At 71.9% G+C, this 21516-nt stretch carries 18 protein-coding genes and 1 riboswitch; of the genes, 7 read left to right on the top strand and 11 right to left on the bottom strand.

Features of this window, described 5'->3' with window-relative positions; translation table 11 throughout:
• Positions 1-43 precede the first annotated feature (43 nt).
• From ACFC96_RS19115 to ACFC96_RS19130, 4 genes are all read right to left on the bottom strand, one after another.
• Positions 44-1279 carry an MFS transporter gene (locus tag ACFC96_RS19115; RefSeq protein ID WP_376259368.1) on the bottom strand — a complete coding sequence of 412 codons (1236 nt, stop codon included), beginning with the start codon at positions 1277-1279 and terminating at the stop codon, positions 44-46.
• Positions 1263-2021, bottom strand: coding sequence for a thioesterase II family protein (locus ACFC96_RS19120; RefSeq protein ID WP_376613239.1), 759 nt, complete (start codon positions 2019-2021; stop codon positions 1263-1265). The genes ACFC96_RS19115 and ACFC96_RS19120 overlap by 17 nt, the downstream gene beginning before the upstream one ends.
• A 62-nt stretch (positions 2022-2083) precedes the next feature.
• Positions 2084-3328 (bottom strand): cytochrome P450, encoded by a 1245-nt coding sequence (locus ACFC96_RS19125; RefSeq protein WP_376613240.1) that lies wholly within the window; start codon positions 3326-3328, stop codon positions 2084-2086.
• The gene (locus ACFC96_RS19130; protein WP_376613242.1) at positions 3325-5097 is read right to left on the bottom strand and encodes an amino acid adenylation domain-containing protein; all 1773 of its coding nucleotides are present in this window, start codon (positions 5095-5097) and stop codon (positions 3325-3327) included. Before ACFC96_RS19130 ends, ACFC96_RS19125 begins: the two co-directional genes overlap by 4 nt.
• Positions 5098-5384: 287 nt before the next feature.
• On the opposite strand from ACFC96_RS19130, the gene ACFC96_RS19135 reads away from it, so the two are divergent.
• Positions 5385-5588: a hypothetical protein gene (locus tag ACFC96_RS19135; RefSeq protein ID WP_376259376.1), complete on the top strand. Its 204-nt coding sequence runs from the start codon at positions 5385-5387 to the stop codon at positions 5586-5588.
• Between the two features lie 29 nt (positions 5589-5617).
• On the opposite strand, the gene ACFC96_RS19140 is transcribed toward ACFC96_RS19135, so the two are convergent.
• From ACFC96_RS19140 to ACFC96_RS19155, 4 genes are all read right to left on the bottom strand, one after another.
• Entirely contained in the window at positions 5618-8623 is a 3006-nt protein-coding gene (locus ACFC96_RS19140; protein WP_376259378.1) for a BTAD domain-containing putative transcriptional regulator, read from the bottom strand.
• Between the two features lie 235 nt (positions 8624-8858).
• The gene (locus tag ACFC96_RS19145; protein WP_376259380.1) at positions 8859-9659 is read right to left on the bottom strand and encodes an enhanced serine sensitivity protein SseB C-terminal domain-containing protein; all 801 of its coding nucleotides are present in this window, start codon (positions 9657-9659) and stop codon (positions 8859-8861) included.
• A 169-nt stretch (positions 9660-9828) separates the two neighbouring features.
• Positions 9829-10596, bottom strand: a complete 768-nt coding sequence (locus ACFC96_RS19150; protein ID WP_376259382.1) for an enhanced serine sensitivity protein SseB — start codon at positions 10594-10596, stop codon at positions 9829-9831.
• Between the two features lie 106 nt (positions 10597-10702).
• Positions 10703-11320, bottom strand: a complete 618-nt coding sequence (locus tag ACFC96_RS19155; RefSeq protein ID WP_376259446.1) for an AAA family ATPase — start codon at positions 11318-11320, stop codon at positions 10703-10705.
• Positions 11321-11516: 196 nt separating this feature from the next.
• Positions 11517-11620, top strand: a riboswitch (glycine riboswitch).
• A 159-nt stretch (positions 11621-11779) separates the two neighbouring features.
• Between ACFC96_RS19155 and gcvT the strand changes: the two genes are divergently transcribed.
• From gcvT to ACFC96_RS19175, 4 genes are all read left to right on the top strand, one after another.
• A complete protein-coding gene (gcvT, locus tag ACFC96_RS19160) occupies positions 11780-12904 on the top strand; it encodes a glycine cleavage system aminomethyltransferase GcvT (protein ID WP_376259384.1) in 1125 nt (374 codons plus the stop codon).
• 92 nt (positions 12905-12996) lie between these two features.
• On the top strand, positions 12997-13380 hold the full coding sequence (gcvH, locus tag ACFC96_RS19165) for a glycine cleavage system protein GcvH (protein WP_116509676.1): 384 nt from the start codon (positions 12997-12999) through the stop codon (positions 13378-13380).
• A 13-nt stretch (positions 13381-13393) separates the two neighbouring features.
• Positions 13394-14668, top strand: coding sequence for a serine hydroxymethyltransferase (glyA, locus tag ACFC96_RS19170; RefSeq protein ID WP_376259386.1), 1275 nt, complete (start codon positions 13394-13396; stop codon positions 14666-14668).
• 155 nt (positions 14669-14823) lie between these two features.
• Positions 14824-16194, top strand: coding sequence for an L-serine ammonia-lyase (locus ACFC96_RS19175; protein ID WP_376259388.1), 1371 nt, complete (start codon positions 14824-14826; stop codon positions 16192-16194).
• A 29-nt stretch (positions 16195-16223) separates the two neighbouring features.
• Here ACFC96_RS19175 and ACFC96_RS19180 read toward each other — a convergent pair whose 3' ends face one another.
• Positions 16224-17237 carry an Ig-like domain-containing protein gene (locus ACFC96_RS19180; protein WP_376613244.1) on the bottom strand — a complete coding sequence of 338 codons (1014 nt, stop codon included), beginning with the start codon at positions 17235-17237 and terminating at the stop codon, positions 16224-16226.
• Between the two features lie 219 nt (positions 17238-17456).
• Between ACFC96_RS19180 and ACFC96_RS19185 the strand changes: the two genes are divergently transcribed.
• Positions 17457-18008: a glycoside hydrolase family 25 protein gene (locus ACFC96_RS19185; RefSeq protein WP_376259448.1), complete on the top strand. Its 552-nt coding sequence runs from the start codon at positions 17457-17459 to the stop codon at positions 18006-18008.
• Between the two features lie 21 nt (positions 18009-18029).
• Here the strand turns inward: ACFC96_RS19185 and ACFC96_RS19190 are convergent, their stop codons facing one another.
• The gene (locus ACFC96_RS19190; RefSeq protein WP_376613246.1) at positions 18030-18689 is read right to left on the bottom strand and encodes an NADPH-dependent F420 reductase; all 660 of its coding nucleotides are present in this window, start codon (positions 18687-18689) and stop codon (positions 18030-18032) included.
• A gap of 109 nt (positions 18690-18798) precedes the next feature.
• Positions 18799-19491: a FadR/GntR family transcriptional regulator gene (locus tag ACFC96_RS19195; protein WP_376613278.1), complete on the bottom strand. Its 693-nt coding sequence runs from the start codon at positions 19489-19491 to the stop codon at positions 18799-18801.
• Positions 19492-19766: 275 nt separating this feature from the next.
• Between ACFC96_RS19195 and leuA the strand changes: the two genes are divergently transcribed.
• On the top strand, positions 19767-21491 hold the full coding sequence (leuA, locus tag ACFC96_RS19200; protein ID WP_376613247.1) for a 2-isopropylmalate synthase: 1725 nt from the start codon (positions 19767-19769) through the stop codon (positions 21489-21491).
• Positions 21492-21516: the final 25 nt, after the last annotated feature.

Below are 21516 nucleotides of genomic sequence, written 5' to 3' on the forward strand. Positions count from 1 at the left end.
CCTGCCCCCTGTGAGTGTGGAAGGTCGAGCGGTCCGGACGGATTCAGGCGACGCGCACGTCGGGCTCGGCGCGGTTCGTGATGGCGCGGGCGTCGGGCAGCGCGAGGCACGCCAGGTTGGCCACGGCGACGAGTGCCGCGGTGACGAGAAGCGGCGCGGCGGAGCCGGTGAGGGCGGCGACCGGCGCGGCGACGGCGAGCCCGAGCGGTCTGGCCGCGAAGGACAGCAGGGCGTCGTACGAGTCGGCCCTGGCCAGCGCGTGCGGCGGGAAGTGGCGCTGCATGGTGGTCTGCCACAGCGTGTTGAGGACACCGATGCCGAGCATGGCGATCCCGTAGGCGACCGCGTCCACCCACACGGCCAGCGGTACCGCGAACGTGATCATCGGGAGGGCGAACAGCGCGCCGCACACCGACGTGACGACCAGGGGGCGTGTGGCCTTCAGGCGCGGGGCGACGAACGCGCCCGCCAGCATGCCGGCCATGCCCGCCTGGTAGACGACGACCCAGGAGATCTCTCCGCCGAGCCGCTCGATGGCGATGAGCGGTCCGAGCGTCATGAGCACTCCGGCCGCGAGGTTGGAGACGCCGTGCCCGACGAGGTTGGTCCAGAACCAGGGGCGGCTGCGCACCTCCTGCCAGCCTTCGGCGAGTTCCCTGAAGAACGTCGGGGTGTGCGCCGTCGTCTGTCGGGGCTCGGTCCGCAGGCCGCCCAGGGTGACGGCGCCGACGCCGAAGACCGCCGCGGTGAACACGAAGGCCCAGCCCGCGCCGACGGCGACGACCAGGACTCCCGCGATGCCGGGCCCCGCCACGAGGGCGAAGCCGCGGGCCACGCCGAGGTGGGCGTTGGCGCGCAGCCGCGCCTCCTGCGGAACGGTGGCGGCGACCAGCGGGGACATGGTCGGCGTACCGAAGGCGATGGCGGCGCCGGTGACGGCGGAGAGCACCGCGAGGTCACCGATCCGCACGACGCCGAGCAACAGCTCGGTGCCGATGGCGAGTTGGGCGATGCCGCGCACCAGGTCGGCGGCGAACGCCACCCGCTGGGCGGGGAAGCGGTCCGCGAGCACACCGCCGACGGGCAGCAGCACGAGCTGGGGCACGAGTTCGGCCGCCAGCACGATCCCCAGGTCACCGGCGCTGCCCGTCGCCCTGATCACCGCGAGGGTGAGCGCCGTCGGCACGAGGGCCGTGGCCAGGAAGGACAGGGTGCGCCCGACGAGGAGGCGCCGGAAGCCGGGCACGCGGAACACGTCCACGTCACGCTGAGAACGCATCGGCCAGCCGTTCCATCAGAGCGTCGGGCGCCTTCAGGAAGTCGTAGTGCCCGCCGTCGAGTACGGGAAAGGCGACCTCGTCGGCGTACGCGTCCCAGCCCTTGAGCTCGTCGTGGGTGACCTCGGGGTCGTCGGACCAGTGCAGGACGGTGATGCCGAACGGCACCCGTACCGGCCGCTCCATTCCGTACACCCGGTTCGCGCCGAGGTCCTCGCGCAGCACGGCGAGGCCGAGCTCGATGAGCGCGGGGTGGGCGGTGCCGCCGCGGGAGACGGCGAGGAACTCCAGCTCGGCCCTCAGTTCGTCGTCCGTCATGTCGAGGAAGCGGTCGTGCGGGCAGTCGTGCGGCGCGACCTGCGCCGACACGAACACCGTCTCGGGCAGGGGCAGTCCACGCGCCGCGAGCAGCCGCGCCGTCTCGAACGCCGGCAGCGATCCCGCGCAGTGCCCGAAGAACGCGAAGGGCCGGTCGAGGTAGGGCGTCAGGGCCTCGACGAGGTGCCCGGCGAGCTCCTCGTACGTGCCGTAGTGCGGCTCGCGCATCCGGTTCTCGCGGCCGGGCAGCTGGACCGCGCACACCTCGACGCCGTCGGCGGCGCCGAAGCGGGCGGGCCACGCGTTGAACATCGACGCGCCGACCCCGGAGTAGGGGAAGCAGAAGACGCGCGCCGCGGCGTCCTGCGACGGTTTCCTCAGCAGCCAGGGCGTGGTGGCCCTGACGGCGGCGGACACGGGATTCACAGACATACTCCACCTGTCTCGGTGTGCTTCGGGGGGCTTGAGGCGGCCGGTTCCCGCGGGTGTCAGCGCGGCGCGGTCACGACGGGAAGGCTGGTCATCCCGGCGATGAAGACCGACTTCAGGTGCTGCGGCGGACCGGCGGGTTCGACGGACCGGAACCCGGCGAGGAACTCCTCGAAGAGGATCCGGAAGGTGACCCGGGCGAGCGTGGCGCCCAGGCAGTAGTGCGGGCCGTGCCCGAAGGCGATGTGCCGGTTGTCGGCGCGCAGCACGTCGAACCGGTACGGGTCGGTGAACACGCTCTCGTCGCGGTTGGCCGAGCCGATCCACACGGCGACGGCCTCGCCCGCGGGCACCCGTCCCCCACTGAGTTCGGTGTCCTCGACCGCGTACCGCAGGAAGCTGCTCGCGGGGGACGTCCAGCGCAGCCCCTCCTCCACCAGGCCGGGGATCAGCGCGGGGTCGTCGGCGGCCTTGCGCAGCTGGTCCTCGTGCTCGGAGAGGGCCAGCAGGGTGCCCGAGACGGTGTGCGGGGTCGTGGCGTTGGCCCCCAGCAGGAGGCTGTAGCAGTTGTAGATGACCTCCGCGTCACTCAGCTTCGCGCCGCCGGCGTCCATGGTCATCAGATGGCCGACGAGGTTCTCGCCCGGCCCTTCGGTGCGGCGCGTGCGCAGCGTCTGCGCGAAGTACTCGAAGAGCTGGTGGTGCGCGATGGCCAGCGTCGCCGCCCCGCTGGTGCCCACGCGGAAGGTCTCGTCGTCCGGCGCCGCCGCCATCGCGGTCCACCGCACCAGGTCGTCCCAGTCGGACTCCGGTACGCCCATCAGCGCGCCGGCCACGGTCATCGGGAGGTCGTAGGCGCGTCGCGCCACGTCCCAGACGCCGCCGTCGCGGGCGGGGGCCAGGAAGTGGGTGACGGCCTGCCGGATCCTGTGTTCCCAGTCGGCGAGGGCGCGGGCGGTGAGCTTCCCGTTGAGGGGTCGGCGCAGTTCGCCGTGGCGCGGCGGGTCGGTGGAGACCAGCATCTGGCCGGCGGAGGTGTCGTCCTGGCCGAGCTGGGTGAGGATGCTGCCGCGTTCGGAGGTGAAGGCACGGTGGTCGCCGAGGACGCGACAGGCGTCCGCGTACCGGGTGACCGACGTGAACGCGCGGCCGTCGGGGAGCACTTGGCGGTGCAGCGGCGCGTCGGACCGCATGCGCGCCCACACGGCGTGGAGGTCCCCGTCCGCGTGGAACCCGGGGTCGAAGAGGTCGGCCTTCGCCAGGTCGGCGGCCGGGACGGGAACGCATCCGGCGGTGATCCTCACGCGGCGTCCCGCGCCTTCTCGACGGCCGCGGCGAGGCCCGCCGGGGTCGGGTCGAGGTAGAAGGCGACCGGGGATATCTCCACGCCGTACGCGCGCTGGAGGTCCGCGGTGATGCGGACGCCGATCAGGGAGTGGCCGCCGAGTTCGAAGAAGTCGTCGTCGGCGCCGACGCCGTCGATACCGAGGCGGTCGCTCCACAGGCGGGCGACGGCCGTCTCGGTCCCGGGCGCCGGTTCCCGGTACGCCGCCGCGAGTTCGGGCCTGCCGGGCGACCGCTCGGCGGTGAGTGCGGCGCGGTCGACCTTCCCGTTCGCCGTCAGGGGCAGCGCGTCGACGATCCGGACCCGGGACGGGATCGTGTACTCCGGCAGCACGTCGGCGAGGCGCCTGCGCAGGTCGAGGGTGGAGAGCTCGTCCCCGGGACGGCCCGTGACGAACGCGACGAGGCTCTTGCCGCCGGCCGGCTGCGTCTGGGCCACGACGGCCGCCTCGGCCACCCCGGGCAGGGCCGCGAGGGCGGACTCCACCTCGCCGGGCTCGATGCGGAAGCCGCGGATCTTCACCTGCTGGTCGGCGCGCCCGTGGTATTCGAGGACGCCGTCGGGGCGCCTGCGCACCAGGTCGCCGGTGCGGTACATCCGGGCGCCCGGCCGGGTCGCGTACGGGTCGGGCAGGAAGCGCTCGGCGGTCAGCTCCGGACTGCCGAGGTAGCCGTGGGCCAGCCCCTCGCCCGTCGCGAAGAGCTCGCCGGTCTCCCCGTCGGGGACGGGACGCAGGTCCGCGTCGAGCACGTGGACGCCGGTTCCGCGGATCGGCCGGCCGATCGGCACCGCTCCCGTCACGGGCCCGGTGATGACGTGGCAGCAGGTGAAGGTGGTGTTCTCGGTGGGGCCGTAGCCGTTGACGAGTGTGGTCTCGGGCAGCGCGGCGACGGCGCGGTTCACGTGCGGCGGCGACAGGACGTCCCCGCCGGCGAGCAGGACGCGCAGCCCGCGCAGGTCGTCGAGGCCGGACTCGACGACCTGCTGGAAGAGGCCGGCGGTCAGCCAGAGCACGGTCGCGCCCGAGTGCCGCACCAGCTTGGTGAGTTCGCTGACGGACAGGTCGCGGTCGGGGGCGAGGTCCAGGCGCGCGCCGTTGAGGAGCGGCGCCCAGATCTCCAGGGTGGACGCGTCGAAGGCCATCGGCGCGTACTGCAGGAACACGTCGTCCGCGGTGATGGTGAGGAAGTCGGCGCCGAGCACGAGGCGCGACACGGCGCGGTGCGGGACGCAGACGCCCTTCGGCGCGCCGGTCGATCCCGAGGTGTAGGCGAGGTACGCGGAGTCGGCGGGGGTCACGCCGGGGTCGGCGGGTGCCTTCGCGGGCAGGTCCGCTTCGAGCGCAAGGGCCGTGCACCCGGGAGGCAACTCCGCTGGGGCACCGGGCGCGGTGAGGACGAACCGGGCGCCCGCGTCGTCGAGGATCAGCCGGCGCCGCTCCGGCGGATAGCGGCGTTCGAGCGCGAGATAGGCGGCGCCCGCCTTGAGGATGCCGAGCAGACCCACGACGGCGGCGACGGAGCGTCCGGCGTCCAGGGCGACGACGTCGCCGACGGCCACCCCGAGCTCCTGGAGGTGCCGGGCGAGACGGTCGGAGCGGTCGTCCAGTTCGCCGTAGGTCAGTTCGCCGTCCTCACCGCGGACCGCGGTCCTGTCGGGCGTCAGGCGGGCCTGCCGGGCGAAGGTCGCCCCGATCGGCAGGGGGTGCGAAGGGTACGGCGCGTCCACGGACCAGCCTCCATGCCCGGGGGTCGCCCGGACCTCGTCGGATGACGGCGCCCGAGTCGGCGCCGGGGAGTTCGAGGATCTGTCGGCCGACGCTGCTCCGGCCGCCGTCACGCATCATCACCACGAGCCCTACTGGTCCGCTGCTCCCGCGGACTCGGTCGGCCGTCGCCGCCGGGGCCGATGCCGGTGGCGCAGCGATAGCTGAGTGATAGCGGGGTCACCTACGATCCACGGGCTGGGTCCGGGCAGAGGTCCGGGCCCGTTCTCACAAGGGAAAGCGGGAACACGTGCGTAGGACCACCACGTTCACCCTGGCAGCACTCGTCGCAGCGGCCGTCCTGCCCCTCACACTGGGCCTGGGCGCGACCACCGACGACACTCCGTGGCCCGGCCCACAGGCCGGCATCACCGCTGCCGCGCACAGCACCGTCACACCGTTCGACACCCCGTGGCCGGGCCCGGGCTCCAACTCGGCCGAGGGCGCCGCCTAGTACACCGAGGGGCGCAAGGCCCCGAGGCCCTAAGGCCTGTCCGGCAGACCGTCGCCCCGGGATCGGCCCGGGCCGGCGGTGTTCGCCGGACCGGTCGGTCCACCGGTGCGGCAGACGACACCACCGTGGTCGCCGAGAAGCATCCGGTCCTCGATGGCGACCTCCAACTGAGCCAGTTCCAGGCGCGCTTCGGCCGCGCCGACCCGGTCCATGATCCGCTCGCGGATGGCGATGGCCTCACGCAGCCTGCTCTGGGCGACCCCGGTGCGGCCGAGCCGGGCGTTGACCAGTCCGAGACGGTGCAGGATGCGCGACTCCCCCGCCATGTCGCGGCGCTCGCGCACCTGGCGCAGGAGGCCCGTGAGGATCTCCTCGGCTTCCGTGTAGCGGCCCTGGCGCTGGCGCAGCACGCTGAGTACGTAGCGGACCTGCACCTCCACCCGCTGGCTGCCGGCGGCACGGCAGATCGTCAGGGCCTCGGCGAGGTGGGCGCCCGCGGCGTCGGCGTTGTCACGGTCGATCTCCATGCTCGCCATGTGCACCAGGACGCTCGCGGCGCCGACCGAGTCACCGGCCGAGCGGAACTCCTCCAGTGCGGGCCGGTACTGCTCGAGGGCCGCCTCGTTGTTGCCCCGACGCTGGTCGAGCAGGGCGAGGTTGCGCCGGGTCATGGCCTGCCCGTGCACGTCGCCGAGTTCGGCGAAGACGTCGCGGGCCACGCCGAGCCGCTGTCCGGCCGCGGTCAGCTGCGAGCGGCTGATGTGCAGGGAGCCCAGCGAGCACATGAGGGCGCCGTACCCGCGCCGCGCCCCCGCCTCACGCACGCAGTCGAGGGCCCACAGATGGGTCTGCTCCCAGTCCTCGAAGTAGCAGCGGGCCTCGAAGAGCGAGACGAGGCTGACGGCGAGGTCCCAGCAGGCCTCGGCCTCCCCCGCGTCGGCCGCGAGCCGGATCGCCGCGCACGCGTTGGCGCGCTCGGACTCCAGCCAGCCGAGCGGGTCGGCGAGCAGGCGGTCGAAGTACCCGGCGGGGAACCGCAGGCGCGGCGCCGTGCCGTGCAGGACAGTGAAGTGGCCGCCGTAGATGCGGCGATGGGCCTCCTCCACCGCGGCCAGCCAGCCGCCGACGACGCGGGCGACCGCCGCGCGCTGCCCCTCGGGCCCCTCGCTGCGGTCCAGCTCCTCACGGGCGAACAGGCGTATGAGCCCGTTGAGTTTGTAGCGGGGCGACCCCGTCGGGTCGGTCCCCTCGACATGCAGGATCTGCGCGTCGACGAGGAGTTCCAGCAGGTCGGCGGCGCGGGGCAGGCCCGTGTCGAGCAGGGCGGCGGCCGTCCAGGCCGGGATCGACGTGCCGTCGAGGAGGCTGAGGAGCCTCAGCAGACGGCGCGCCTCGTCGTCGAGCCCGTTGTACATCAGGGCGAGGCTGGTCCTGATCGCCAGGTCGCCGTGCGCCAGTTCGTCCAGGGTGCGGTGCTGGTCGGAGAGGCGTTCCACCATCCAGGCGAGGGACCAGTGCGGGCGGGCGGCGAGGCGCGCGGCGACGATCCGCAGCGCGAGCGGCAGCCGCCCGACCATGTGCCCGAGGGTCTGTGCCGCGGCCGCCTCGTCGCGTACGCGCTGCGCCCCGATGACCCCTTCGAGCATTTCGAGGACCTCGGCGTTCTCGAACACGTCGACGTTGAACGCGCGGGCTCCGGCGAGCCCGGTGATCCGCGGGCCTCCCGTGATCAGTACGGCGCAACTGGCGCTGCCGGGCAGCAGCATGCGCAGCTGGTGTTCGCTGCGAACGTTGTCGAGGACGACGAGGACCCGCCGGTCGGCGAGCAGATGCCGGAACATCTCCGCACGCTCGTCCACGTCGTCCGGCAGCGCGGCGCCGGGCACCCCGAGGGCGCGCAGGAACCGGCCGAGCACGGCGGCGGGGGTCAGCGGCTGGGCGCGGGTGCCGCCGACGTCGCAGTAGAGCTGGCCGTGCGGGAAGCGGGTGGCGACACGGTGGGCGACGTGGACGGCGAGGGTGCTCTTGCCCGCGCCCGGCGGCCCGGTCAGCGTCACGATGCGGGTGGCCTGGTTGCCGTCGTCGCGCAGGGCCCGGTCGATCCCCTCGATCAGGGCGGCCCGGCCGGTGAACCCTGCTGTGTCGGAGGGCAGTTGGAACGGCACCAGCGGCGAGAGCGACACCGGCGCACCCGGGCCGGCGACACGCTCCGGCGCGGGGGCGGCCCCGGGCTCCGCCTCCCGGGGCGCGGTGACGGGCTCGGGGGCGGGGTGCAGCGCTGCCTCGCCCGACAGGACGGCGAGTTCCAGCCGCTTGAGCGCGTCACTCGGTTCGAGGCCGAGCTCCTCGATCGCGAGGAGCCGTCCGGCGCGGTACGTCTCCAGCGCCTCCGCCTGCCGGCCGGAGCGGTAGAGGGCCAGCATCAACTGCCCGCGTACGCGTTCACGCAGCGGGTGCTCGGCGACGAGCGCGCGCAGCGAGCCGACCAGCCGGCCCGCCCGCCCCGACGCCAACTCGAGGTCCGTGTAGGTCTCCAGGGCGACCAGCCGGTTTTCGTCGAGCTCCGACGCCTTCGACAGCAATTTGCTGCTGACAACTCCGCTCAGGGCCCGTCCCCGCCAGAGGCCGAGCGCTTCGTCGAGCAATTCGGCGGCCCCTGTGTTCCCTTCGGCAATCAGGGAGTTGGCCTCGGAGACTTTCTTAGCGAAAACTTGACTGTCGATCTGCTGATCGCCGACCTGGATCACATATCCGGGGTCCCTGGTCACGATCGCGTCGCCTTCGCCGATTTCCCCGAGAGCGCTGCGCAGCGAAGAGATGCAGGCCTGTATCTGGGTACGCGCCGTGGATGGCGGAAAATCGCCCCACACGGCCGTGATCAGGCTCTCCGCGCTCACTACACGGTTGGCCTCCAGGAGCAGCATGCCCAGGATCACCTGCTGCCTGCCGCGCGCGATGCGGCATTCCCGCAGATCGCCGCCGATGACTTCGAGTGGGCCGAGAATTCGGTAACTCGCTGTTGTTTCTGCTGTCACGACGGCTCCCCCCTAAGGAGTGGACCGGACACGGGCGTCCCATCCGCCCCCGTCGGCCACCGAATCGATGTGACTATACAGCGATGATCGCGATATGCGAGTCTCCACCAGTGCGCTCGAAACCTGGTCAGGGCATTACGTAAGCGCTCTCACCTGGTCTCCACGTGAACTGCGGAGGGGCGGTTCATTTACGTTCAACCAAGCGTTCCGTAATGTCGCTTGAAGACCGAACAGTTCAGTACGTCCCGTGCGGCGGCGGGTACCCGTACCCCGCGACGGGGGCGGTCGCGGGCGGGGCCGCGTGGGCCTCGCGGTCGTAGAACGGACGGGCGTTGGCACGCAGCCACATGGCGACGGGGTCGTGCTCGTCGGACATCGCGACCGTGGAGACGGGCAGCCCGTCGGGCACGGCGACGATCGACTGCTGCATCATCGCGCGCACCGCGTCCACGGACACCGGCGAGGTGTCGTACACGTCGAGGCCGATCGCCAGATAGGGCGCGCCGAGCGTCGGCTGGACCCAGGCGCGGCGCAGCGAGCGGATCGCCGTGGTGCGGTGCGCGTTCTGCGTCAGCAGGGCGTAGAACTGGGGGATTTCGATGGCGGGGTCGCTCAGCCGCAGGGGGCCGGCGGGCTGGCGGTCGAGACCGCCCGCGATCCGGCGCAGGTCGAGCCACGGGATGCCGACGCCGCCGCCGGGCGCGTGCGGGTTGAGCCAGAGGCCGTAGTGGTCCGGGTAGAGCGTGCGGGCCGCGTCGACCCCGCTGACGACCTCGTACGCGCGGCTCCAGCCGGAGGCGGACAACTCCTGGGCGGAGGTGACGCAGGGGGCGTACGAGAGGCCGTCGACCTCCATGTTCCCGTACTGCGCGTCGGGGGATCCTGCCTGGCCGTGCCAGAGCAGCATCCACACCTGTCCGGCGCCCGGGTCCGCGAGCGCGTTGAGCAGCGCCTCGTAGGCGTCGTAACGCCCCGGCGTCACCTGGCGCAGCATGTGCTCGACCTGACCGGCCGCGGCCGTGCCCGACGCACTCACCCGTAACCGCCCCTTCGCGACGTACCCGACGATTTCGACCCGCTCCCCGCGGCGGGACCGCCCAGACAGGTCATGAAACCAGCTTAAGCGGCGATCCTGACACCGACTTGACGTACGCGCGGTCGACCGCTTTCCCGCGTTCTCCCGAACGGGGACCGGCGCCGGGCCTTCAGTGACCCTGCGTGTAGAACGGCCGCAGCGTGGCCCGCATCCAGTCACCGACCGGGTCCTGGGTGATGTCGAGCAGGACGAGGTTCACCGGCCAGGGCGCCGGGACCCGGCCCAGCGCACGGCCGAGGGCGTCCATGGGCAGATTGCGCGCGGGCCCCTCCCACTGCGACAGCTCGACGCCGACGAAGAGGACGGGGTCACCGCCCTCGACGCTGGCGAGGCTGCGACGGGCGGTGAGAACGACGCCGGACGCCTCGAACTCCTCACGCACGGCGGCCAGGAAGTCGACCGGGTCGTCCTGCCAGTCGGGCTCGTAGAGGGTGACCCGGCCTCCCGAGGCGGGCCCGTCCAACGGCGTACGGCCGGACCTGCACAGCTCGGCGACGGCGGGCGGGGGCAGCGGGATGCCGACGGCGCCGTCCGGGTTCACCGCGATGCCGACCTGCGGGGGCAGCCCGCGCGCGAACGCGACCGCGGGCGCGACCGTGCAGCCCATCCGGTCGCCGACGACCGCGAGGAACTGCTCCTCCGAGCTGAAGACGGGCACATAGGCCTGGCCCTCGATCTCCAGCGTCGGCAGGTCGAGGTTCGGGCTGCCGGGCCCGCCGCCCTGGGGCAGCGGTATCCACACCTGACTGCGTCCGAGGACCTCGACGATCCGGCCGCCCGCCGAGTCGACCCCCAGGGAGGCGGCGAGCACCTCCTCCAGCTCGTTGGCCGGCCACCCGCCGTACGGATGTGCATGAGCCTGCGCCGGAATGTCCATGTGCCTACCACCCGCTCTGGAACCGCTCTGTCTGCGGCCGAACCCTAGCGTGTGCGCAGGAGGCGACACCCTCCGTGTTCACCACCTCACAAAAGGTCGCGGAAGGTCACCCGTCCTCGAACGCGATCCCGTTCAGCACGTCCGTCGCGTCGCGGTCGAGCAGCACCGCCGAGGCACAGCCCCACGGCAGGTCACCGCGCTCGGCCGACTCCACCAGGCCCGCGACCGCGCGGCGGTGCCGGGCGAACGCGTAGCGCGAGACCCCGCGGCCGCGGTCCCGCTGGCCCGCGAGCGCCGTGTCCGCGTCCACGTCGAGCAGCATCAGATGCAGGTCCGCGCCGCGCCGCCCGGCTTCCCTGGCCAGCCAGCGCCGCACCCAGGCCTGCGTGCCGCAGTCGTGCAGGACGACGCTGCCTCCCGAGCGCAGGGCCCGGCGCAGCCCGGCGAAGTGCGCGAGCCGCACGAGCGGGCGGTACACGGCGTACGGGAGGAGCCGGGGCAGCCGGGCCGCCCAGCGGTCACGGGCGTCCTGCGAGTCGATGCGCACGGCTCCCCCGGCGCCGACCACGCGGCTCATCAGCGTGGACTTGCCACTGCCCGGGAGCCCCGAGACCACGATCAGGTCGCCCCGCGCGAAGCCGAGGCGCCTCGGCGTACGGCCGCCCCTGCCGCGCAGATCCCTGACGACCGGACCGCGCCCCGGCACCGACCTCGGGCGGGGCATCGCGCGCTGTCCGACCCCCGCCCCCGCGTACGCACCCGCCGCTGCCTTGTGCACCGTGATCGTCCTCCCCGTTCCGGTCACGCCACCCTTCCCCGTCAAGTGTAAAGAGACGGTAATGCCGTACAAGTGGTTTCCCCGTACGGTCGGCATGCAATGATGTGCGCGCCAAGAGCACATCAACTGCATACCGGCCGCTTGAATCCGCGCGGGAGAGCTCCCCGGACGCCTACGCGTCCCCGGGGGCGCCGAAGGAGCAAGTTCCTCCCTTGAATCTCTCAGGCCCCGTACCGCGCGGGCGAGGCATATCTGAAAAGCGGGCGGCCCCGGGCCGCTCCACCCAAGGTGCAAGCCGCGACCACCCGTACGTGTGGCGCCGGCGAACCTCTCAGGTTCCGATGACAGATGGGGAGGAAGACCATCGCCCTCGTCTGTCATGCCTGGGATCCTGGAGCACCACTCATGAGCAACGCCCCCCGTAAGACCGCCCTCGACGCACTGCACCGCTCGCTGGGCGCGACGATGACCGACTTCGCGGGCTGGGACATGCCGCTGCGGTACGGCAGCGAGCGCGACGAGCACCTCGCGGTGCGCACCAAGGCGGGCCTCTTCGACCTGTCGCACATGGGCGAGATCACCGTCACCGGGCCGCAGGCCGTCGACCTCCTCGACTACGCCCTCGTCGGCAACATGTCCACGATCGGCCCAGGCCGCGCCCGCTACACCATGATCTGCCAGGAGGACGGCGGGATCGTCGACGACCTGATCGTCTACCGTCTGGGCGAGCAGGAGTACATGGTCGTCGCCAACGCGGGCAACGCTCAGATCGTGCTCGACGCGATCACCGCGCGCGCCGCCGGCTTCGACGCCGAGGTCCGCGACGACCGTGACGCGTACGCGCTGATCGCCGTCCAGGGCCCCGAGTCCCCCGGCATCCTGAAGTCCCTGACGGACGCCGACCTGGACGGCCTCAAGTACTACGCGGGCCTGCCCGGCACCGTCGCCGGCGTCCCGGCCCTCATCGCCCGCACGGGCTACACCGGCGAGGACGGCTTCGAGCTGTTCGTCGCCCCGGAGCACGCCGAGAAGCTGTGGCAGGCGCTGACCGACGCGGGCGCGCCGGTCGGGCTCGTCCCCGCCGGCCTCTCCTGCCGCGACACGCTGCGCCTGGAGGCCGGCATGCCGCTGTACGGGCACGAGCTGACGACGGAGCTGACCCCCTTCGACGCCGGACTCGGCCGCGTCGTGAAGTTCGAGAAGACGGGCAACGAGGGCCGCTTCGTGGGCCGCGAGGCGCTCGAGGCCGCCGCCGAGCGCGCCGAGACCGCCCCGCCGCGCAAGCTCGTCGGCCTGGTCGCCGAGGGCCGCCGGGTGCCGCGCGCCGGGATGTCCGTGGTCGCCGGCGGCCAGGTGATCGGCGAGGTCACCTCCGGCGCCCCCTCCCCCACTCTCGGCAAGCCGATCGCCATCGCCTATGTGGACGCGGCGCACGCCGCCCCCGGGACCGAGGGTGTAGGCGTGGACATCCGCGGCGCCCACGAGCCGTACGAGGTCGTGGCGCTGCCGTTCTACAAGCGCCAGAAGTAGCCCGCCCAGTCCTCACGGGGGCCGCCGGAAGTAACCCAGCGCACACCCCCCTCGTTCCGCAGCACCCCTTCGCGTACAGGAGAATTCAGATCATGAGCAACCCCCAGCAGCTGCGCTACAGCAAGGAGCACGAGTGGCTGTCGGGCGCCGAGGACGGCGTCTCGACGGTCGGCATCACCGAGTTCGCGGCCAACGCGCTCGGCGATGTCGTCTACGCCCAGCTCCCCGAGGTCGGCGACACGGTGACCGCGGGCGAGACCTGCGGCGAACTCGAGTCGACCAAGTCCGTCAGCGACCTGTACTCCCCGGTCACCGGCGAGGTCGTCGAGGCGAACCAGGACGTCGTGGACGACCCGGCGCTGGTGAACTCCGCCCCGTTCGAGGGCGGCTGGCTGTTCAAGGTCCGCATCTCGGACGAGCCGAAGGACCTGCTCTCCGCGGACGAGTACGACGCGTTCTCCGGCTCCGGCAACTAGGGACACCACGACCATGTCGCTCATGAACACCCCCCTGCACGAGCTCGACCCGGACGTCGCCGCCGCGGTCGACGCCGAGCTGCACCGCCAGCAGTCCACCCTCGAGATGATCGCGTCGGAGAACTTCGCTCCGGTCGCCGTCATGGAGGCGCAGGGCTCGGTCCTGACCAACAAGTACGCCGAGGGCTACCCCGGCCGCCGCTACTACGGCGGCTGCGAGCACGTCGACGTCACCGAGCAGATCGCCATCGACCGGGTCAAGGACCTCTTCGGCGCCGAGTACGCCAACGTCCAGCCCCACTCCGGCGCCTCCGCCAACCAGGCCGCCCTCTTCGCGCTCGCCAAGCCCGGCGACACGATCCTGGGCCTGGACCTGGCGCACGGCGGCCACCTCACCCACGGCATGCGCCTGAACTTCTCGGGCAAGCAGTTCGACGTCGTGGCGTACCACGTCGACGAGGCCGGCCTGGTGGACATGGCCGAGGTCGAGCGCCTCGCCAAGGAGCACCGCCCCAAGGTCATCATCGCGGGCTGGTCCGCCTACCCGCGCCAGCTGGACTTCGCCGCGTTCCGCCGCATCGCGGACGAGACCGGCGCCTTCCTGTGGGTCGACATGGCCCACTTCGCCGGCCTCGTAGCGGCCGGGCTGCACCCCAACCCGGTCGAGTACGCCGACGTGGTCACCTCCACCACGCACAAGACTCTCGGCGGGCCGCGCGGCGGGATCATCCTCGCGAAGAAGGACTTCGCGAAGAAGCTGAACTCCTCCGTCTTCCCCGGCTTCCAGGGCGGCCCCCTGGAGCACGTGATCGCCGCCAAGGCCGTCTCCTTCAAGGTCGCCGCGAGCGAGGACTTCAAGGAGCGCCAGCAGCGCACCGTCGAGGGCGCCCAGATCCTCGCCGCCCGTCTGACCTCGGACGACGCGCGCGCCGCGGGCGTGAACGTGCTGTCCGGCGGCACGGATGTGCACCTGGTCCTGGTCGACCTGCGCGAGTCCGAGCTCGACGGTCAGCAGGCCGAGGACCGTCTCCACGAGGTCGGCATCACCGTCAACCGCAACGCGGTCCCGAACGACCCGCGCCCGCCGATGGTCACCTCCGGCCTGCGGATCGGCACCCCGGCGCTGGCCACCCGCGGCTTCCAGGCCGAGGACTTCACCGAGGTCGCCGACATCATCGCCGAAGCGCTGAAGGCGCCCGCTCCCTTCGGGGGCACCGAGGCGGCGTCCCTCAAGGCCCGCGTCACCGCTCTCGCCGAGAAGTACCCCCTGTACCCCGGCCTGAAGTAGTTTCGTACGCATTTGTACGTATGAAATTTCGGGGCACCGCGCACACTGGACAGTGAGAGCGGTGCCCCGCCCCATACACCGCCCTCCGCATCGCCTTTTTGCGCACCGCCCGGCGGACAACGGCGTCCGCCGAAACCCCACCTAGGAGTTCCCTCGTGGCCATCTCGGTCTTCGACCTGTTCTCGATCGGCATCGGCCCGTCCAGCTCCCACACGGTCGGCCCGATGCGGGCGGCCCGCATGTTCGCGCGCCGCCTGAAGAACGAGGGCCTGCTCGCCCACACCGCTTCGATACGGGCGGAGCTCTACGGCTCCCTCGGCGCCACCGGACACGGCCACGGCACCCCCAAGGCGGTCCTGCTGGGTCTGGAGGGCGACTCGCCCCGCACCGTCGACGTGGAGAAGGCCGACGACCGCGTCGAGGCGATCAAGGCTTCCGGCAAGATCAACCTGCTCGGCGTCCACGAGATACCGTTCAGCTTCGACGACGATCTGGTCCTGCACCGCCGCAAGGCGCTGCCGTACCACGCCAACGGCATGACGATCTTCGCCTACGACCGCGAGGGCGCCCTCGTCCTGGAGAAGACGTACTACTCGGTGGGCGGCGGCTTCGTCGTCGACGAGGACGCCGTGGCCGGCGAGAACCCGATCGTGCCCGACGACACGGTCCTGAAGTACCCCTTCCGCACCGGCGACGAGCTGCTCCGCCTCACCGAGGAGACCGGCCTGTCCATCTCCGCGCTGATGCTGGAGAACGAGAAGGCCTGGCGCACCGAGGACGAGATCCGCTCCGGGCTCCTCGACATCTGGCGCGTCATGCAGGCCTGTGTCTCGCGCGGCATGTCCCGCGAGGGCATCCTGCCCGGCGGCCTCAAGGTCCGCCGCCGTGCCGCGAACTCCGCCCGCCAGCTGCGCGCCGAGGGCGACGCGATGTCCCGCGCCATGGAGTGGATCACCCTCTACGCGATGGCCGTGAACGAGGAGAACGCCGCGGGCGGCCGTGTCGTGACCGCGCCCACCAACGGCGCCGCGGGCATCATCCCCGCGGTCCTGCACTACTACGTCAACTTCGTGCCCGGCGCGGACGAGGAAGGCGTCGTCCGCTTCATGCTCTCCGCGGGCGCCATCGGCATGCTCTTCAAGGAGAACGCCTCCATCTCCGGCGCCGAGGTCGGCTGCCAGGGCGAGGTCGGCTCCGCCTGCTCGATGGCCGCGGGCGCGCTCGCCGAGGTCCTCGGCGGCACCCCCGAGCAGGTCGAGAACGCCGCCGAGATCGGCATGGAACACAACCTCGGCCTGACCTGCGACCCCGTCGGCGGTCTCGTCCAGATCCCCTGCATCGAGCGCAACGGCATGGCCGCCGCGAAAGCCGTCACCGCGGCCCGTATGGCCCTGCGCGGCGACGGCCGCCACCATGTCTCCCTCGACAAGGTCATCAAGACCATGAAGGAGACCGGCGCCGACATGTCCGTCAAGTACAAGGAGACGGCCCGCGGCGGCCTCGCGGTGAACATCATCGAGTGCTGAGGATCAGCGGGGGGTGAGGGCGGCGGCGGTCACAGGGTCGCCGTCGTGCCCTCGCCCGACCCGCTCCCCGCGAGCCACTGGTCCCAGTTCAGGTTGAAGGCCGCGTAGCCGTTGTCGGCCGGGGCCTTGGCGCGCGGCGAACCCGTGATCGTGACGGGGTCGCCCTGCTTGACCTGGCCGTAGAACCACTTGGCGTCGGCCAGCGACAGGTGGACGCAGCCGTGCGAGCCGCGGGCGGAGCCGCTGCCCGGGTTCGGGTCACCGGTCGAGTAGTGGACGTACGTGCCGGACTGGGTGAGGTGGACGTCCCAGGGCAGCGTCAGGTCGTAGTAGTTGGCGCTGCCCTTGTTGCAGCTGATGCCGACGCTGCAGGAGGTCATGTGGACCTTCTTCTGCTTGTCGATGACGGCCATCGTGCCGTTCCAGGTCGGGTACTCGGCGCTGCCGGCGTTGATCGACAGCGTGCGCACGGTCTGGCCGTTCTTGGTGACCTTCATGGTGTGACCGGTGACAGAGACGTCGGCCCGGACGTCGTCGCCGACCGTGAAGGAGTGCGTGTAACCGTGCACGCCGTAACGGCCGTTGCCGTTGCTGACGCCCTTCATGTCGGCGTCGATCCTCACCTTCGTACCGGAGGGCCAGTACGTCTTCGGGCGCCAGTCCGCGCGCTTGTCGCCGAACCAGTGCCAGGCGCCGGCCACCGGCTGCGAGGTGCTGACCTTCATGTGCTTCTCGACGGAGGCGCGCGCCTTGGCGGCCACCGGGTCGGTGAAGACCACCGAGATCGGCATCGCCACACCGACCTTGGCGTCGCTCAGCGGAGTGATCGTCTCCAGGAGCATCGGCGGACCCTTCGGCTTCGCCGGTGTGGGCGAGGCGCTCGCGCTCGGCTTCCCCGCCGCCTTCCCGTCGTCCCCGCCCGTCTTCTTGTCGTCACTGCCGCCGCCGCAGGCGCTCGCGCCCACCAGCACCGCGACCGTCACGAGCGCGATCCCTATTCCGCCCTTGCGCCGTCCCACGTCCTGCCCCACTCTCCGACTCATCCCATGCCCCCCAACGGGACCAACTCCCTGTCAGACAGCGACATGGCTCCGGCAGTTGCACGAAGCCGTGTAAAGCGTGTTCCAAGACTGCGGCCGTCGAAACGTCCTGGCCGCGCGCACCGCGCAGGCGGATCAACGTGCGCAAAGAGGCCCCCCGGCGGGATCGGATCGGGGACGATGGAGATTCGACCTCGTCGCCCCACCGACCAGGAGGCCAGCATGCTGCGCGGTATCGACGTCAGTTCGTACCAGTCCACCTTCGACACGGAAGGCCAGTCGTTCGTCTTCATCAAGGCGACGGAGGGGCGTTCGTACGTCAATCCGCGGCTCACGGCGCAGACGAAACTGGCCCGCGACGGCGGCTGCGTCGTCGGCTTCTACCACTTCCTGTGGCCGGGCAACCTCACGGCCCAGGCCGAGTACTTCGTGAGCAAGGCCCCGGAGAAGGCAGGGGACCTGCTCGCCGTGGACTGGGAGACGACCGGGGAGGGCACCCACGCGAGCAACGCGGAGAAGGACCGCTTCATCCGCGAGGTGAAGCGCCTGCGCCCCCATCACCGGGTACTGCTCTACACGAACCGCAATTTCTGGCTGACCGTCGACACGACGTCCTACGCCGGTGACGGGCTCTGGATCGCCGACTACACGACGGCCGGCAAGCCGCGTATCAAGGCGGCCTGGAAGTTCCATCAGTACACGGACAGTCCGCTCGACAAGGACGTCGCCCAGTTCACCAGCAAGGGCGCGCTGCGGGACTGGGCCACCCCGTGACGCGCCCTCGCACCGGGTGAGTCAGGCGCGCCACTCCGCCGTGCGTTCCGGGGACGCCTCCGCGAGGGCCTTGCGGACGGTGTCGGCATCTGCCGCGAGGCCGTACACGGGGGTGCCGGGCTGCTGGCGCCAGGACTCGTCGAGGCCGCCCGTGTCCACGGAGTCGAATCCGATCCCGTCGAGCAGGGCGCGTACGACCTCCTTGGCCGCGTCGTCGTCGCCGGCGACGGGCAGGGCGATGCGCTCGGGGTCGCCCTTGGGGCGCGGCCTGTCGAGGAGCTCGTGGGCGTAGGTGCCGTTGAAGACCTTGACGACCGGGTGGCCGAGCTGGAGTTCGGTCCAGCGGCTCTCGGGCATGCCCTCCTCGATGGCGGCGATCCGGCCGTCGCGCTGCTGCGGGTAGTAGTTGCCGGTGTCGATGACGGTGACACCTTCCGGCGCGTCGTCGAGCAGGTCGTCGGGCAGGCCGGGGACGGCCTTCATGGGGACGGTGACCACGACGACGTCGGCGCCGCGGGCCGCCTCGGCGACGGTCACCGGCGTGGCACCGGTCTCCCCGGCGAGGTCACGCAGGGTCTCGGGGCCGCGCGAGTTGGCCACGGATACGTCGTGGCCGGCGGCGGTGAAACGGCGGGTGAGATTGCCGCCGATGTTGCCGGCGCCGATGATGCCGATCTTCATGGGGAGCCCTTCCGAAGGAGCGTGCGGTACGCGCGTGGTCACGTACCTCCGGGCCGGGCGGGCCATGCCTCTCTCGCGCGGGTGCCACACGAACGGGGTCGCACCTGCCTCAGTCCTGGCGCGCCAGCGCCCCCCGCATCACGGCCAGTTCCTCCCGCGCCTCGCGTTCCGCGGCGTCCTCGTCGCCCGACGCGACGGCGTCCACGAGCGCTGCGTGCGCCGCGTCGCCGTGGCCGGCCTCGGCGACGGGTACGTCGACGAGTTCGAGCAGGTCGATGAGACCCTGGCGCAGGGCGGGCGCGAACTCGGCGAAGAGGTCGGTGAGTACGGGGTTGTGCGCGGCGGCCACGACCGCCGCGTGGAGCGCGATGTCGGCGTCGACGAACGCGGCGCCGCCCACCTGCGCCGTCGCTCTGCGCGCGTCGAGGGCCGCGCGCATCACGGTGACGTCCTCGGGGGTGCGACGGCGTGCGGCGAGACGCGCGGCCTGGACCTCCAGCAGGACGCGGACCTCGTAGACGTCGGCGACAGCGGCGGCGCGCAGCCGCGCGGGCCAGTCCTCGACGGGCCGGTCGGCGGTCACGAAGACGCCCGCCCCCTGCCGGGCCCGGACCAGTCCGGCCCCGGCGAGCGCGCGCAGGGCCTCGCGGACCGTGGAGCGGCCGACGCCGAGTTCCCTGGCGAGGGTCGTCTCGCCGGGCAGCCTGGTGCCGACCGGCCAGTGACCCGACGCGATCTGCTCGCGCAGCCGCTCGGCGGCCTGTTCGACCAGAGGGCTGGGACGGAGCGCGCCGAGCGCCATGGGAATCACCTGCTCTTCTTGAACACCGCTGTGGAACACCGCTGCTCTTCCTGAACACCGCGTGAACCCGGAGACTTTATCCCCCTGCCGACCGGACCTTTCCCTTTCCCCAAACAACTTGTCTGAGGACCTGAGCTGTGACTAGCCTACTGCTCGTGATCTTCCGCGGTCTCCTTCTTCTCGGCTGCCGCGGCGGGGCCTGACACGACCGGCACCCCGCCGCGGGATGCCGTGCTGCCGGTCGTCGTCCGACCGAGCCGAAGGACACGTCACACATGACCACCGCCCACGACTGGAACCCGCAGCAGCCGGGCCCCATGCCGTACCACCGCTACCGCCCGCACCACGACCGCGTCGACGTCCCCGTGCGGGAGCGGAGCTGGCCGGGCGCCCGGATCGAGCGGGCGCCCCTGTGGGTCCCCGTCGACCTGCGCGACGGCAACCAGGCGCTCGCCGAACCGATGGACACCGGCCGCAAGCGCCGCTTCTTCGACCTGCTCGTCCGCACGGGGTTCAAGGAGATCGAGGTCGGCTACCCGTCGGCGAGCCGCACCGACTTCGACTTCGTACGCCACCTGGTGACCTCGGGAGCCGTCCCCGACGACGTCACGCCCGTCGTCTTCACGCCCGCACGGCGCGATCTGATCGAGCGCACCTACGCCTCGATCGAGGGCCTGCCGCGCGCGGTCGTCCATCTGTACATCCCGACCTCCCGCGTCTGGCGCGACGTCGTGCTCGGCCGCGACCGCGCGCAGGTGTGGGAGACCGTGCGGGACGCCGCCGCGCACATGGCCCGCCTCGCCGACGCCCGGCCCGGGGCGCACATCCGCTTCCAGTTCGCCCCGGAGACCTTCAACGTCACCGAGCCGGACTTCGTCCTGGAGATCTGCGACGGCCTGACCGAGCTGTGGGACGCGAGCCCCGACCGGCCGGTCACGCACAACCTCCCGGCGACGGTGGAGATCGCGACGCCGAACGTGTACGCCGACCAGATCGAGTACATGCACAAGAACCTGTCCCGCCGCGACGCGGTGATCCTGTCCGTGCACCCGCACAACGACCGCGGCACGGGCGTCGCCTGCGCCGAACTCGCGGTCCTCGCGGGCGCCCAGCGCGTCGAGGGCTGCCTCTTCGGCAACGGCGAGCGCACCGGCAACGTCGACCTGGTCACCCTGGCCATGAACCTGTACGCGCAGGGCGTCGACCCGATGGTCGACTTCTCCGACATCGACGCCGTACGGGAGGTGGTCGAGGAGTGCAACCGGCTGCCCGTGCACCCCCGGCACCCCTATGGCGGCGACCTCGTCTACACGGCCTTCTCCGGGACGCACCAGGACGCGATCAGCAAGGGCCTCGCGCATCACGCGGCGGCGGCAGCGGCGGCCGGGGTCCCTGCGCGGCAAGCCCGCTGGGACGTGCCGTACCTGCCGATCGACCCGGCGGACGTGGGCCGCAGCTACGAGGCCGTGATCCGCGTCAACTCGCAGTCGGGCAAGGGCGGAACGGCGTATCTGCTCGCCACGCACCACGGCGTCGACCTGCCGGCGCGGATGCGGCCCGAGTTCGCGCGGGTGGTCCAGGAGGCCACGGACGACAGCGGGCAGGAGGCGACCCCGAAGGATCTGTACGAGCTGTTCGGCTCGACCTACCTGGAGCCGGGGCGCGGCGCCGGGCACGTGTCGCTGTCGGCGTGGTCGACGGACGGCGACGGGCAGGCGCACCGGTTCGTGTGCACCCTCCACGTGGGCGACCGCACGGGCGACTTCGAGGGGCGGGGCGGCGGAACCCTGTCCGCGTTCGTGGACGCGCTCGCGGCCGCCGGGGTCGCCGTCGACATCGTCGACTTCACCGAGGACACGCACGGCGAGGAGGCGACGGCGTACACGCAGTGCCGGGTCGACGGCGTGACGGCGTGGGGCGCGGGCCGTGACTCCTCACCGCTGACGGCTTCGGTCCAGGCGGTCCTGGCGGCCGTGAACCGGGCGGTGGCGGCGCCGTAGGAAGAGAAAAAGGGGACGCCCACCG

It is taken from the genome of Streptomyces sp. NPDC055955, from assembly GCF_042270245.1.
In the GTDB taxonomy this organism is placed as follows: domain Bacteria; phylum Actinomycetota; class Actinomycetes; order Streptomycetales; family Streptomycetaceae; genus Streptomyces.

What these genes read in the sequence shown, in the direction of transcription:
- ACFC96_RS19115 (WP_376259368.1), bottom strand. Translation starts at nt 1,279, where the DNA reads ATGCGTTCTCAGCGTGACGTGGACGTGTTCCGCGTGCCCGGCTTCCGG.
- ACFC96_RS19150 (WP_376259382.1), bottom strand. Translation starts at nt 10,596, where the DNA reads ATGGACATTCCGGCGCAGGCTCATGCACATCCGTACGGCGGGTGGCCG.
- ACFC96_RS19155 (WP_376259446.1), bottom strand. Translation starts at nt 11,320, where the DNA reads ATGCCCCGCCCGAGGTCGGTGCCGGGGCGCGGTCCGGTCGTCAGGGAT.
- gcvT (WP_376259384.1), top strand. Translation starts at nt 11,780, where the DNA reads ATGAGCAACGCCCCCCGTAAGACCGCCCTCGACGCACTGCACCGCTCG.
- gcvH (WP_116509676.1), top strand. Translation starts at nt 12,997, where the DNA reads ATGAGCAACCCCCAGCAGCTGCGCTACAGCAAGGAGCACGAGTGGCTG.
- glyA (WP_376259386.1), top strand. Translation starts at nt 13,394, where the DNA reads ATGTCGCTCATGAACACCCCCCTGCACGAGCTCGACCCGGACGTCGCC.
- ACFC96_RS19180 (WP_376613244.1), bottom strand. Translation starts at nt 17,237, where the DNA reads ATGAGTCGGAGAGTGGGGCAGGACGTGGGACGGCGCAAGGGCGGAATA.
- ACFC96_RS19185 (WP_376259448.1), top strand. Translation starts at nt 17,457, where the DNA reads ATGCTGCGCGGTATCGACGTCAGTTCGTACCAGTCCACCTTCGACACG.
- ACFC96_RS19190 (WP_376613246.1), bottom strand. Translation starts at nt 18,689, where the DNA reads ATGAAGATCGGCATCATCGGCGCCGGCAACATCGGCGGCAATCTCACC.
- ACFC96_RS19195 (WP_376613278.1), bottom strand. Translation starts at nt 19,491, where the DNA reads ATGGCGCTCGGCGCGCTCCGTCCCAGCCCTCTGGTCGAACAGGCCGCC.
- leuA (WP_376613247.1), top strand. Translation starts at nt 19,767, where the DNA reads ATGACCACCGCCCACGACTGGAACCCGCAGCAGCCGGGCCCCATGCCG.